Raw genomic sequence first — 13,781 nt, forward strand, 5'->3', positions numbered from 1 at the left:
CCCATGGTGCGTCAGCTCGCGGTCGGGGACGGGTACGGCGTGGGCTCGGAACCGTCGTTGGTGCCGAGGTCGGTGGGCTCGGCGGTCGGCGTCGCGATGCCGCCGCTCTCGTAGCCGCTGGGCGGGGCGTCCGGCATGTCGGCCGGGGTCGGCATGTCCTCGGGCGGGTTCTTCGTGTCGTAGATCGACCGGAGGTAGAACGGCAGCGAGTAGACGTCGTAGTTCTCGATGCTGACCGCCATGTCGGAGCCGGGCTCCGCGGAGGAGTGGAAGTAGCCCCACTCGTCGATCGCGGCGCGGCCCTCGGTGGAGATCACGTTCCAGCGCAGCGGGTCGCTCGTCGGCGTGAGGAAGTACAGGTATTCCTTGCCGACCTCGCTCCAGGAGTAATTGTTGACCTGGTAACCGTCGCCACTGGCGTCCCAGCCCCATTCCTCGACGGTGATGGGGTTGGGGAACTTGTACCAGTTGTTGCGCGAATAGGCCTCGGTGACCTGGAGCGTGACATCACGGGCCTGGGTGGCCGCGCTCTCCTCGCCGGGCTCCGCGGTCTCCTCGGCGCCGACGATGCGCCCCGGCTTGGCCGCGGTCACCTTCGCCCGCACCACGGCGGTCGAGGTCACGGCCATCTGCCCGACGCTGTCGAACACCACGGACTCCACCGCGTGCGCGACGACTTCCGGCTCCTTGTCCAGGCTCCTGGCCTCGGCAGCCGTGGGCGACTGCAGGGCCATCGTGCCCGCCACCCCGCCCGCCACGGCCACCGTCACCAGTGCCGCGGCCCATATTCTCCATGTGCGCACGCGCAATTCCGGCATCTGCGCCAACCCTCCGACCCACCCGACGACATCAAGATCAACTGACGGCGCAGCGTACGGGTGTTGACGCGTGCACGGCAAGATATATGCGGGTGAGGGCGCCGCGGCGCCGCGCGCACGGCCGGGACACCCGGGCACAAAGCGACGTTACGGGGACCAACCGCCGCAAGGTGCATAGCGGGTTTTCCCCACACATCCATTTCGGTTCGGTCAACTCTCCCCAAGGGGCTGTCTCTTGCGTAAGGCTGAGCGATCGTCCGGGTGCGCAATCCGGACTCCTCGTTCCTTTACGTGCAAGGGATGCCGATGACCAACCACCCCCAGCGCGAATCCATATCGGCCACCAGACGCACCGCGCGCATCGCTGTCGCCGCGGGCCTGGTGGCCGCTCTGTGCGCGCCCGTCCCTCTGGCCTTCGCCGACGAGGGCGGCTCGGCCGCGGCCGACCCCGGTGTGAAGTCCGCCCATGCCAAGCTGGGCTCCGACGACGCCGATCTGCTCGCCGAGGCCCAGGCCGACGGCGACAAGACCGTCACCATGATGGTCGCGACCGCGCCCGGCCAGACCGAGCAGGTCGCCGAGCAGCTGGACGCGGTCGAGGGCGGCCTGGTCGGCCGTACCTTCGACAAGCTCGGCTACGTCCGGGCCACCGTCCCCACCGACAGGGCGGAGGCGGCGATCGCGGCCGCCGCCAAGCTCTCCTCCGTGCACGGCATCGACCTGCGCCAGGAGATCGCGCTGGACGACCCGGCTCCGTCGGGCTCCCGGCAGAGCGCGGGCACGGCCGCCGGGTCCTACCCCGCGCCCGGCCGCAGCACCCCCGCCGAGAACCCGTACAACCCGTCCTTCGAGACGGGCGCGGTCGACTTCGTCGAGGACCACCCCAAGGCGGACGGCCGGGGCGTCACCATCGGCATCCTCGACTCCGGCGTGGACCTCGGCCACCCGGCGCTGCAGAAGACCACGACCGGCGAGCGCAAGATCGTCGACTGGGTCACTTCGACCGATCCGGTCAACGACGGCGACCTCACCTGGCGCCGGATGACCACCTCGGTCGCCGGCCCGTCGTTCTCGATCACCACGGCCGCGCTGGGCACGGAGACCTTCAAGGCCCCCGAGGGCGCCTACCGGTTCAACTACTTCTCCGAGTCCGCCACCACCGGCGGCGACATGGCGGGCGACCTCAACCGCGACGGGGACAAGACCGACGTCTGGGGCGTGCTGTACGACGCGGCCGCGGGCACCGTGCGCGTCGACCTCGACGACGACCTGGACTTCACCGACGAGACGGCGATGAAGCCGTACAAGGACGGCTTCCAGGTCTCGTACTTCGGCACCGACGACCCGGCGACCCCGGTCGCCGAGCGCATCCCGTTCGTCGTCGAGGTCCGCAAGGACGTCGTCTACAACGCCTCCGGCGCCAAGGCCGACTACGTCAACATCGGCGTCATCGAGTCCGAGCACGGCACCCACGTCGCGGGCATCACCTCCGCCAACGGCCTGTTCGGCGGGAAGATGAACGGCGCCGCCCCCGGCGCCAAGATCGTCTCCTCGCGCGCCTGCACCTGGAGCGGCGGCTGCACCAACGTCGCGCTCACCGAGGGCATGATCGACCTCGTCACCCAGCGCGGCGTCGACATTGTCAACATGTCCATCGGCGGTCTGCCGGCGCTGAACGACGGCAACAACGCGCGCGCCGAGCTGTACACCCGCCTGATCGACACCTACGGCGTCCAGCTGGTGATCTCCGCGGGCAACTCCGGCCCCGGCGCGAACACCATCGGCGACCCCGGTCTCGCCGACAAGGTCATCTCCGTCGGCGCGTCCATCTCCAAGGAGACCTGGGCGGCCAACTACGGCTCCGCCGTGGAGACCGAGTACGCGATGCTGCCCTTCTCCTCGCGCGGCCCGCGTGAGGACGGCGGCTTCACGCCGACCCTGGTCGCCCCGGGCGCCTCGATCAACACCACGCAGACCTGGCTGCCCGGCGGCCCGGTGCCCGAGGCGGGCTACGAGCTCCCGCCCGGCTACTCCATGCTCCAGGGCACCTCGATGGCCTCCCCGCAGGCCGCCGGCGCCTCCGCGCTGCTGCTGTCCGCCGCCAGGCGCAAGGGCATCGAGCTGACCCCGGCGACCCTGCGCACCGCGCTGACCTCGACCGCGGACCACATCCCGGGCGTGCAGGCGTACGCCGAGGGCGCGGGCCTGATCAACATCGGCGACGCCTGGGACGCGATCCTGGACGACGCCGGCGCCCACGAGTACTCGGTCAAGGCGCCGGTCGACACCGCGATCGACCAGTTCCTGAAGACCCCGGGCTTCGGCACTGGCCTGTACGACCGTGAGGGCGGCCTGAAGGCCGGTCAGAAGAAGACGTACGAGATCACCCTGACCCGTACGACGGGCGCCGACCGCGCGATCCGGCACGAGCTGCACTTCGAGAACAACGCCGACCGCACCTTCCGCATCGTCGGCTCCGACGAGATCAGCCTGCCGCTGAACCAGCCGGTCACCGTCAAGGTCCAGGCCGCTCCCCGCTCCGCCGGTCTCAAGAGCGCGATCCTGGAGCTCGACGACCCGCGCACCGAGGGCGTCGACAAGCAGATCCTGTCCACGGTCGTGGTCTCGGCGCCGCTGAAGTACACCTACTCGGCGTCCTCCTCCGTGCAGCGCAACGCCCACAAGTCGTACTTCGTGACCGTGCCCGAGGGCGCGAAGTCGCTGGAGGTCGCGATCGGCGGCCTCGCCGACAAGAGCCAGACCCGCTTCATCGCCATCCACCCCTACGGTGTCCCGTCCGACCCGACCGGCACCCCCAACTGCTACAACAACTACAACAACGGCAACGGCTGCCGCCCCGACGTCCGCTCCTACGCCGACCCGCAGCCGGGCGTCTGGGAGATCGAGGTCGAGTCGCGCCGTACGTCGCCGCTGCTGGACAACCCGTTCACGCTGGACGTCTCCGTCCTCGGCGCGGTCTTCGACCCGGAGACCGTCGTCCTGCCCGAGGCCAAGGTCGGCACGCCGGTCGCCGCCTCCTGGAAGGTGACGAACAACCTCGCCGCGATCGACGGCAAGCTGGTCGGCGGCCCGCTGGGCTCGTCGAAGAGCACCCGCCCGACGATCAAGCAGGGTGAGCTGCAGACCACCACGGTCGAGGTGCCCGCGGGCGCCACGTCCCTGGACGTCGCCATCGGCAACGTCTCCGACGCGGCCGCCGACCTGGACCTGGCCGTGTACAACGCGGCCGGCACCAAGGTCGCCAGCTCCGCCGACGGCGACTCGGAGGAGGCCGTCTCCATCAAGAACCCGGCGGCCGGCACCTACCGCATCGAGGTCGACGGCTACGCGGTCCCGGCCGGCTCCACCGCGTACGACTACCTGGACGTGTTCTACTCCGCCGCGCTCGGCTCGGTCTCGGTGGACGACACGACCCCGGTCAAGCTCGGCACGGGCGCCTCGGCGACCGTCACGGGCACCGTCACCGCCGCCGCTCCCGCACCCGAGGGTCGCGCGTTCTTCGGCCAGGTCTCCCTGGTCAACGCGCGCGGCACGGTCGCGGGCCTCGGCCAGGTGAGGATCGAGAAGGTCACGCCGTAACACCGCGTGTACGGCAGTAGAGGGGCGGGCGTCCATAAGGGCGCCCGCCCTTTCTCGTCAGCCGGCGCCGGTGCAGCCGAGGTCCGCCGCGCCCGGCAGGGCCCGCTCCACCATCCGCCGCCCCTGGTCGAGGGCGTCCGCCGGGTAGGTCTGCGGCGGCTCGCCCTCGATGCCGGAGACGAGGACCAGCATGCGCGTCCCTGGCTTGTAGTACTCCGGCACGCCGGGCCCCCGGTCGGTGAACACCAGCCGCGGCTCGCCCGGCCGGGGCTTGTACGACCGCTCCACGTCAAGGACGATCCTGAACCGCTCGCCCGCGCCCAGCGGTTCGACCTCCGCGACCGTGCCCTCGGCGATCTGACGGGAGCAGGCGACGAGCCCCTCGTCGGTGAGCAGCGCCTCGGAGCCCCCGTCCACGCTGCCGTTGTGCGCCACGAGATACGCCGTCCCGGTGCCCAGCAGCGCGACCGCCACGGACGCGGCGAGGAGATAGAACCCCGTCCGGCGCCGCCTGCGCGAAGCGGGCGCGGGCTCCGGCTCGGGCTCGGGCTCGGGGCGTTGTGCCTCGGCGGCCTTGCGGACCAGCCCGTCCCCGATCCACCGCAACTGCTCGCGTACGACGTCCATGTCCCGCTCGGCGGCCGCGTGCCGGTCGGCGGACTCCCCGCCCGCCTCGGGGGCCGGCTCGCCCAGCAGGACGGCCATCAGCTCGTCGTGCCCGTACTCTCGGTCCTCTCGCACCCTCACACCGTCTCTTCCACGCACAGGCGCCTGCGCAGGAACTGCGCCGCCGCGTACAGCCTGCTCTTGACCGTGCCCAGGGGGACGCCGAGCTGCTCGGCGATCTGCGGCACCGACAGATCGGCGTAGTAGCGCAGGATCAGCACCTGCCGCTGTGCGGCGGGCAGCGCGTCGAGGCCCTCGGCGACCGCGAGGGCCAGCAGGCCGTTCTCCGGGCCGTCGGCGACCTGGGTGTCCGGCGTGCTCAGCAGGGTGAGCCGCTCGCTGACCCGTTCCTGCCGGTGCTTGCTGCGGTGCCAGTCCACGGCGAGGTTCGACGCCACGGCCGCGGCCCAGGCCCCGACGTCCCGTGGCGGGTCCTCCCCGCGCGCCCGGCGCTCCAGCAGCCGCAGCCGCACCTGCTGGAGGCCGTCCTGGAGGTCGTCCTGGGGAACCCCGCCGAGGGCCAGCACGGCGCGGACCCGGTCCGCCTGCACCGCGTCCAGCAGGTCGGTGTCCGCGTCCCGATGACTCCTCGTCGGCACTGCGTTCCTCTCGATCGTGTTTCTCCTATGACGCGGGAGCAGCACGGATCGTTCGATTCCCGTCCCCGTCACTCACCCGGGAGCGTCACGCGCACGAAAACCGTCACTCGCACGGGATCGTGCCGGACTCCGGCAGCGCGTCCGTGATCCAGGCCCTGGTCTCGGCCACCTCCTGGGCGCCGACGCTCCAGATGTCCGGCATGGCGGCGCCCTTCGGGATGCTGATCAGGACATGGTCGCCGGTGCGCAGACGGGGGTCCACGTCGTGGTCCATCGGGAAGCTGACCTCGGCGGGTCCGCGGCCGGGCTTGAGGTGGCGGGTGACGCGCAGGGTGATGCGGTCCTGCGCGGCGCCCGGGACGGGTTCCACGGCCGTGACGTCGCCCTCGGCGATGAGCCGGGCGCAGGCGACGTAGCCGGGGGCGGACATGTCCGCCGCCTCGTTGCCACCGGACTTCTGACCGGCGGCGGCCTTGCTGTCGGCGCTGCCGCCGGTGTCGTTCGCGCCACCGGGCACGGACGACACCACGAGCCAGCCCAGCAGGGAGAACACGCCCACGGCACAGGCGACCGAGACGGCCCGGAACGCGAGGACGAAGGGGCGGCGCCGGCGGACGGGGACACGGGCAGGAGCCGGTGCGGGCTCCGGCTCCCGTTCCGGTTCCGGTTCTCCGAGGGCGTGGCCGAGGAGGCCCAACTGCTCGCGCAGCAGCGCCACATCGGCCTCGGCGGCGCGGTGCTCGGCCATGAACGCGGCGTCCGTGCGGGCCTCGTCGGGCAGGGGTTCGCCGGTGATGACGGCCATCAGCGGGTCGGAGCCTGCTCCGTCTCCCCCGAAGTCCTCCGAGCCGTCGTAGCCGTCGTGTTCGACGGTCACGTCACACCACCTCGTCCTCGTGCAGCCGGGAGCGCAGGGCCCGGACCGCCGTGTGCAGCCTGCTCTTGACGGTGCCCTCGGGGATGCCGAGCTCCTCGGCGATGCCGCGCACCGGCAGATCGGCGTAGAAGCGCAGGATCAGCACCTGGCGCTGGGCGTCGGGCAGTTCGTCCAGGCCCTGGGCGACGGCGAGGGACAGCACGCTGGTGTCCTCGCCCGAGGGGTGCTCGTGCTGCCGCAGGGAGGCCAGCCGTTCGCCGAGCCGCTCCTGGCGGCGCTTGGCGCGGTGCCAGTCCATGGCGAGGTTGGAGGCGACCACGGCCGCCCACGCCGACACGTCCCGCGGGGCCTCGCGTCCGCTCGCGGCCCGCTCCAGCAGCCGCAGACGGACCTGTTGCACCCCGTCCATCAGGTCCGTCTGCGGCACCCCGCCGAGCGCGAGCACCGCCCGCACCCGGCGTTCCTGCGCCGCGTCCAGCGGGTCGTCCACAGCGTGGTCCGCCCCCTGGCCGCGGCGGGCCTTTCTGCGCAGCACAGCCACCCCTCTCCTCGCCGCGTTTCCTCTATGACGCGGGTGGGGGCAAAAACGTTCGGCCCGGTTTCCGGAATCTCCTCGTCGATCTTTCCTTCACACCTTCTCCACTGTCAGCATGTGCCTCATGACGCACATCACCAAAGGCGCCAACGCCCCTGTCCCCGCTGGTCCGTTGCGGGTGGCGGTCGGCCGCGCGGCCGTCCCGGGCACGCCGTCCGTGGACGCCTCGGCGCTGCTCCTCGACGCCACGGGCCGGGTACGGGGCGACGCCGACCTCGTCTTCCACAACCAGCCCCTTCACCCCTCCGGCGCGGTGCGTCACGCCGGAGTCGGCCGGGCCGACGGCCAGTTCGCCGAGTGGCTGGAGCTGGACCTGCCGAACGTCGAGGCGTCCGTCCAGCGCGTGGTGATCGCCGGGTCCTGCGACGGGGGCACCTTCGGGCAGGTACCGGGGCTCTACCTCCAGGTGGTGGCGTACGACGGCACGATCGCCGTGCACTACGAGGTGGCCGACGCCTCCACCGAGACGGCCTTCGTGCTCGGCGAGTTCTACCGGCGCGACGGCGCGTGGCGCTTCCGCGCGGTGGGCCAGGGCTACGACTCGGGGCTTGCGGGTCTTGCCACGGACTTCGGCATCGAGGTGGCGCAGCCGGCGGTGCCCCGGGGGCCGGTCGTGAACACCGGGGTGTCGAAGGTGGCGGGACCGCCGGCCGGGACGACACCGGCGCCGACCCCGTCGGCACCCGCCGCGTCTGCCTCGTCCGGCGCACCTGCCGCACCCCCCGTGCCCGCGGTGCGGGGCGCGAACGGTTCGAAGTCCGCCGGGCCCTTCGGACCGGAGTTCCGCCCCTGGACCCGCAGCGGCCGCGGTGACCGCGAGATCTCTGTGAAACTGCCCGCGGGCCCGGTGATCGTGGAAGGCGAGCACGACGGCGAGGGCCTGTTCTGCGTCGACACCCTCGACGCCGAGAAGAAGCCGGACCGCCTCGTCCACAACAGCGCCCTGTCCCCCTACCTCGGCCGGAGCCTGGCCGTGGTGCCGGAGGACCGCCGGCTGCGGCTGCGTGTGCAGTTCGAGGGAGCGTGGAAGATCACCGTACGGCCGCTGTCCGCGGCGCGTCCGCTCGCCACCGGTGAGGAGGTGCGCGGCACCGGCCCGGAGGTGCTGCGCTGGGACGGACCCGCGGCCGACCTCGAGGGGTGGTTCGACGGCGGCAGGAACTCCGAGCTGTTCTGTGTGGAAAGCCACGAGCCCGACCGGCTGACCGCCCTCCACAACAGCCGCCTGCTCTTCAACGAGATCGGCCGGGTCGACAAGACCGCGCCGCTCCCGCGCGGCCCGGTGTTCGTCGCCGTGACCAACGGCGAGGGCGACTGGCGGCTCAGGGCCGCCCCCATCCCCGTCCTCGACGGCTCGGCCGCCCCCGCCGACAGCGTCTACAAGGGACGCCGGGACACCACGGTCACCCTGGTCAACCCGCGCCCCGGCCACCCGGCCCTGCTGGAGTACGACATCCGCAACGCCGACGACCAGGGCCACACGGTGACCCTGCTCGACGAGTACGGCGATTGCGACGGCGAGTGGCTCAACGGCTTCCGGCAGGGCGAGCGCGGCAGCGATGCGCTGTTCACCACGGGCCGGCAGCAGCGCACCCTGCAGATCCGCCGCGCGGGCAAGTGGCGGCTGCGGCTGCTGCCCATCGAGGAGGCGCCCCTGCTCAAGGGCCCCCTGGAGGGCACCGGCAGCGCCCTGCTGCGCTACCAGGGCCCGCCCACGCTGCTCACCCTGTCCCGGACGACCGAGGAGGCCGGCCATCTGGCGGCGCACGCGCTGAACCACCCGCGGGGCCAGCGCACCCTCATCGCCGACACCGACACCCGCCGCCGTCCCGTCGTCGGCCCCCTCTGGGTCGCCCCGGAAGGCTCGTGCTTCGTACGCGTCCAGGCCGGTGACAAGGTCGGCTGGCGTGTCGAGCCCGTGCCGCTCGACGAGGCCCCCGAGATCGGCGGGCGGACCAAGCGGGTGACGGGCCGCGGATTCGGAGTCGTACGTCACACCGGGCCCGAGACCGAGATGCTGCTCACCCACGACTACGACATGCTGCCCGACCTGATCCACCTCTTCGAGCTGGACGAAAACCTGTTCCCTGTGCGTCATATCGGAAGATCCCGCGGTGCGCACCGGGTCCCGAGCGGATTCCTCCAGGTCCGCGGTTTCGGCGAGTGGGGGCTGGAGCGGCGCGGCTGACCAGGAGTGATCGTCCACTCCTCGGGCAAACGATTGGACACGGACGCCGGGGTCCCCCGCATCATGGAAGGGTCCCGGCCGTCCGGGCACGCACAGGTACGTCACGCAGAGGAGTCCCCGTGAAGGTAGGAATCGTCGGAGCCACCGGCCAGGTCGGCACGGTCATGCGCAGGATCCTGGCCGAGCGGAACTTCCCGGTCGACGAGCTGCGCCTGTTCGCCTCGGCCCGCTCCGCGGGGACGGTCCTGGACGACGTGACGGTCGAGGACGCGGCCACGGCCGACTACACCGGCCTGGACATCGTGCTGTTCTCCGCGGGCGGCGCGACCTCCAAGGCCCTCGCCGAGAAGGTCGCCTCCCAGGGCGCCGTCGTGATCGACAACTCCTCCGCCTGGCGCAAGGACCCCGAGGTCCCGCTGGTGGTCTCCGAGGTCAACCCGCACGCGATCGCGAACCGCCCCAAGGGCATCATCGCCAACCCGAACTGCACCACCATGGCCGCCATGCCCGTGCTGCGCCCGCTGCACGCGGAGGCCGGCCTTCAGGCGCTGGTCGTCGCCACCTACCAGGCCGTCTCCGGCTCCGGTCTCGCGGGCGTCGCCGAGCTGCACGGCCAGGCGCAGAAGGTGATCGCCGACGCCGACAAGCTCACCCACGACGGCGAGGCCGTGGACTTCCCGGAGCCCGCCGTCTACAAGCGCCCCATCGCCTTCAACGTGCTGCCCCTCGCCGGCAGCATCGTCGACGACGGCCTGAACGAGACCGACGAGGAGCAGAAGCTCCGCAACGAGTCCCGCAAGATCCTGGAGATCCCCGAGCTGAAGGTCTCCGGCACCTGTGTGCGCGTCCCGGTCTTCGCCGGCCACTCCCTCCAGGTCAACGCCCGCTTCGCCCGTCCGATCAGCCCCGAGCGCGCCACCGAGCTGCTCGCGGACGCCCCCGGCGTGGTCGTCACCGACATCCCCACCCCGCTCCAGGCGGCCGGCAAGGACCCGTCGTACGTCGGCCGCATCCGCAAGGACGAGACCGTCGACAACGGCCTCGCCCTGTTCATCTCCAACGACAACCTCCGCAAGGGCGCCGCGCTGAACGCGGTGCAGATCGCGGAGCTGGTCGCCGAGGAGCTGAAGGCCGCGCGCTAGGGCCTGCGCACCTCGTAATAGAAGCAGCCGTACTCGACGGCCCGGACGTGGACCAGCGCCACGGCCGGGTCGTCGAACGCTTTTGCGAGGGCTTCCTCGAAGCCGCTCTCCACGAGCTCCCCGCCGAGGATGTGCCCGTCGGCGGAGTAGCGCCGCAGCACCCGGTGGGCGTTGGTGAAGGGCAGCTCCCCGCCCTCGGGCCCGGCGCAGTCGTCGGCGTGGACGAAGACCGGGCCCTGCTCGTCGTACGGCCCGGGGCGCGCGCCGGTCCGGGCCGCCCAGCGGCGCAGCGGGGCGTACGAGACCAGGGCGATCCGCTCGCCCGGCCGGCTGTGGCGCAGGCAGCAGCGCAGCGGGGCGCCGCCCTCCTCGTCCGTCACGGGGACCGGCTCGCGCCCCTGGTCGTCGGCGGCGCGCAGTTCCTTCAGGACCGCCGGCTCGATCGCTCGTGCGATGTATGTCGTCATGCTTCCAGCGTCGCCGCGCGACGAGCCGGGCACCGGCGGATTCCGGACGTGGCGTTCCGCAACCGGTCGGGGGCGGACGGTTCGGGCCGCAGGGGCGGGGGCAGAGGGTTTCCCCTCGGGTCGCCCGTGACGGCCGTCGACCACCCCGGACCGGGACATTCACATGGAAGGATGGCCGGACCGACACATCGAGGTGGACCGAGGAGATGACCGCGTGCCTGGCACAAACCTGACTCGCGAAGAGGCGCAGCAGCGGGCGGAGCTGCTCACCGTTGACTCGTACGAGGTCGATCTCGACCTCTCCGGCGCGCAGGAGGGCGGCACCTATCGGTCTGTGACCACGGTGCGCTTCGACGTCGCCCGGGGCGGCGCCGAGTCCTTCATCGACCTGGTCGCGCCGGCCGTCCACGAGGTGACCCTCAACGGCGACGCGCTGGACCCGGCCGAGGTCTTCGCGGACTCGCGGATCGCCCTGCCCGGCCTGCTCCAGGGCCGCAACATCCTGCGCGTGGTCGCGGACTGCGCGTACACCAACACCGGTGAGGGCCTGCACCGGTTCGTCGACCCGGTCGACGACCAGGCCTACCTGTACACCCAGTTCGAGGTGCCGGACGCCCGGCGGGTGTTCGCGTCGTTCGAGCAGCCGGACCTGAAGGCGACCTTCCAGTTCACCGTGAAGGCGCCCGAGGGCTGGACCGTCATCTCCAACTCGCCGACCCCGGAGCCCAAGGACAACGTCTGGGTCTTCGAGCCGACGCCGCGGATCTCGACGTACATCACGGCGCTGATCGTGGGCCCGTACCACTCGGTGCACAGCGTGTACGAGAAGGACGGCCAGTCCGTGCCGCTGGGCATCTACTGCCGTCCCTCGCTGGCCGAGTTCCTGGACTCGGACGCCATCTTCGAGGTGACCCGGCAGGGCTTCGAGTGGTTCCAGGAGAAGTTCGACTACGACTACCCGTTCGCCAAGTACGACCAGCTGTTCGTGCCGGAGTTCAACGCGGGCGCGATGGAGAACGCGGGCGCGGTGACCATCCGCGACCAGTACGTGTTCCGCTCGAAGGTGACGGACGCGTCGTACGAGGTGCGGGCCGAGACCATCCTGCACGAGCTGGCCCACATGTGGTTCGGCGACCTGGTCACCATGGAGTGGTGGAACGACCTGTGGCTGAACGAGTCGTTCGCCACGTACACGTCGATCGCGTGCCAGGCGGCGGCCCCCGGCTCCCGCTGGCCGCACTCGTGGACCACGTTCGCCAACTCGATGAAGACCTGGGCGTACCGGCAGGACCAGCTGCCCTCCACGCACCCGATCATGGCGGACATCCGCGACCTGGACGACGTGCTCGTCAACTTCGACGGCATCACGTACGCCAAGGGCGCCTCCGTCCTCAAGCAGCTGGTGGCGTACGTCGGTGAGGACGAGTTCTTCCGCGGCGTGCAGGCCTACTTCAAGCGGCACGCCTTCGGCAACACCCGGCTGTCCGACCTGCTGGGCGCGCTGGAGGAGACCTCCGGGCGCGACCTGAAGACCTGGTCGAAGAAGTGGCTGGAGACGGCCGGCATCAACATCCTGCGCCCGGAGATCGAGCTGGACGCCCAGGGCGTGATCACCTCCTTCGGCATCCGCCAGGAGGCCCCCGCGCTGCCGGCGGGCGCCAAGGGCGAGCCGGTGCTGCGCCCGCACCGCATCGCCGTCGGCCTGTACGACGTCGACGCGGCGACGGGCAAGCTGGTGCGCACCGAGCGCATCGAGCTGGACGTGGACGGCGAGCTGACGGCCGTCGAGCAGCTGACCGGCCGGGCCCGCCCGGACGTGGTGCTGCTCAACGACGACGACCTGTCGTACGCCAAGGTCCGCCTGGACGAGAAGTCCCTCGCGGTCGTCACCGAGCACCTCGGCGACTTCGAGGCGTCGCTGCCGCGCGCCCTGTGCTGGGCCTCGGCCTGGGACATGACGCGGGACGCGGAGCTGCCCACCCGCGACTACCTCTCGCTCGTGCTGTCCGGCATCGGCAAGGAGTCGGACATCGGCCTGGTGCAGTCGCTCCAGCGGCAGGTCAAGCTGGCGATCGACCTGTACGCCGACCCGGCCGCCCGCGAGACGCTGCTCACCCGCTGGACCGACGCCACGCTGGCGCACCTGCGCTCCGCGGAGCCGGGTGGCGACCACCAGCTGGCCTGGGCGCGTGCCTTCGCGGCGACGGCCCGTACTCCGGAGCAGCTGGACCTGCTGGAGGCCCTGCTGGACGGCTCCGAGACGATCGAGGGCCTGGCCGTGGACACCGAGCTGCGCTGGGCGTTCGTACAGCGGCTCGCGGCGGTCGGCCGGTTCGACGAGACGGAGATCGCGGCCGAGTACGAGCGCGACCGGACGGCGGCCGGTGAGCGTCACGCCGCGACCGCGCGCGCCGCGCGTCCGACCGCGGAAGCCAAGGCGGAGGCCTGGGCGTCGGTCGTGGAGTCCGACAAGCTGCCCAACGCTCTCCAGGAGGCCGTGATCGGCGGCTTCGTCCAGACCGACCAGCGTGAACTCCTCGCCCCGTACACGGAGAAGTTCTTCGCCGCGGTCAAGGACGTCTGGGACTCCCGCTCCCACGAGATGGCCCAGCAGATCGCCGTCGGCCTCTACCCGACGGTCCAGGTCTCCCAGGACACCCTGGACCGCACGGACGCCTGGCTGGCCTCCGCCGAGCCGGGCGCGGCCCTGCGCCGCCTGATCTCGGAGTCCCGCGCGGGCGTCGAGCGGGCGCTGAAGGCCCAGGCGGCGGACGCCGCGTAGGTCCTTTTCGGGGCGCCCGCAGTGGTACGAACTGCTGCGGGCGCCCC

General features: G+C 71.7%; 10 protein-coding genes. 4 read left to right on the plus strand and 6 right to left on the minus strand.

What is annotated here, in order from left to right:
* Positions 1-11: 11 nt before the first annotated feature.
* The gene (locus ACIQ6Y_RS11100) at positions 12-803 is read right to left on the minus strand and encodes a hypothetical protein (protein ID WP_404035625.1); all 792 of its coding nucleotides are present in this window, start codon (positions 801-803) and stop codon (positions 12-14) included.
* Between the two features lie 321 nt (positions 804-1,124).
* Between ACIQ6Y_RS11100 and ACIQ6Y_RS11105 the strand changes: the two genes are divergently transcribed.
* Complete coding sequence (locus ACIQ6Y_RS11105) at positions 1,125-4,418, plus strand: S8 family serine peptidase (RefSeq protein WP_404035628.1); 3,294 nt, start codon at positions 1,125-1,127, stop codon at positions 4,416-4,418.
* Positions 4,419-4,475: 57 nt separating this feature from the next.
* Here the strand turns inward: ACIQ6Y_RS11105 and ACIQ6Y_RS11110 are convergent, their stop codons facing one another.
* The 4 genes from ACIQ6Y_RS11110 to ACIQ6Y_RS11125 form a co-directional block, all read right to left on the minus strand.
* Complete coding sequence (locus ACIQ6Y_RS11110; RefSeq protein WP_404035631.1) at positions 4,476-5,159, minus strand: hypothetical protein; 684 nt, start codon at positions 5,157-5,159, stop codon at positions 4,476-4,478.
* Positions 5,160-5,161: 2 nt separating this feature from the next.
* Positions 5,162-5,683 carry an RNA polymerase sigma factor gene (locus ACIQ6Y_RS11115; RefSeq protein ID WP_404035634.1) on the minus strand — a complete coding sequence of 174 codons (522 nt, stop codon included), beginning with the start codon at positions 5,681-5,683 and terminating at the stop codon, positions 5,162-5,164.
* 103 nt (positions 5,684-5,786) lie between these two features.
* Complete coding sequence (locus ACIQ6Y_RS11120) at positions 5,787-6,560, minus strand: hypothetical protein (protein ID WP_404035637.1); 774 nt, start codon at positions 6,558-6,560, stop codon at positions 5,787-5,789.
* Between the two features lies 1 nt (position 6,561).
* Positions 6,562-7,101, minus strand: a complete 540-nt coding sequence (locus ACIQ6Y_RS11125) for an RNA polymerase sigma factor (protein WP_404035640.1) — start codon at positions 7,099-7,101, stop codon at positions 6,562-6,564.
* Between the two features lie 118 nt (positions 7,102-7,219).
* On the opposite strand from ACIQ6Y_RS11125, the gene ACIQ6Y_RS11130 reads away from it, so the two are divergent.
* On the plus strand, positions 7,220-9,343 hold the full coding sequence (locus ACIQ6Y_RS11130) for a TerD family protein (RefSeq protein WP_404035642.1): 2,124 nt from the start codon (positions 7,220-7,222) through the stop codon (positions 9,341-9,343).
* Positions 9,344-9,462: 119 nt separating this feature from the next.
* A complete protein-coding gene (locus ACIQ6Y_RS11135) occupies positions 9,463-10,485 on the plus strand; it encodes an aspartate-semialdehyde dehydrogenase (protein ID WP_404035645.1) in 1,023 nt (340 codons plus the stop codon).
* On the opposite strand, the gene ACIQ6Y_RS11140 is transcribed toward ACIQ6Y_RS11135, so the two are convergent.
* A complete protein-coding gene (locus ACIQ6Y_RS11140; protein ID WP_404035648.1) occupies positions 10,482-10,952 on the minus strand; it encodes a DUF1203 domain-containing protein in 471 nt (156 codons plus the stop codon). The two genes, ACIQ6Y_RS11135 and ACIQ6Y_RS11140, sit on opposite strands and share 4 nt — an antisense overlap.
* Positions 10,953-11,166: 214 nt before the next feature.
* Here ACIQ6Y_RS11140 and pepN point away from each other — a divergent pair, with 214 nt between their 5' ends.
* Entirely contained in the window at positions 11,167-13,734 is a 2,568-nt protein-coding gene (pepN, locus tag ACIQ6Y_RS11145; RefSeq protein ID WP_404035650.1) for an aminopeptidase N, read from the plus strand.
* Positions 13,735-13,781 lie beyond the last annotated feature (47 nt).

The sequence above is a fragment of the Streptomyces sp. NPDC096205 genome, from assembly GCF_044763135.1.
Classification (GTDB): domain Bacteria; phylum Actinomycetota; class Actinomycetes; order Streptomycetales; family Streptomycetaceae; genus Streptomyces.

What these genes read in the sequence shown, in the direction of transcription:
- ACIQ6Y_RS11105 (WP_404035628.1), top strand. Translation starts at nt 1,125, where the DNA reads ATGACCAACCACCCCCAGCGCGAATCCATATCGGCCACCAGACGCACC.
- ACIQ6Y_RS11130 (WP_404035642.1), top strand. Translation starts at nt 7,220, where the DNA reads ATGACGCACATCACCAAAGGCGCCAACGCCCCTGTCCCCGCTGGTCCG.
- ACIQ6Y_RS11140 (WP_404035648.1), bottom strand. Translation starts at nt 10,952, where the DNA reads ATGACGACATACATCGCACGAGCGATCGAGCCGGCGGTCCTGAAGGAA.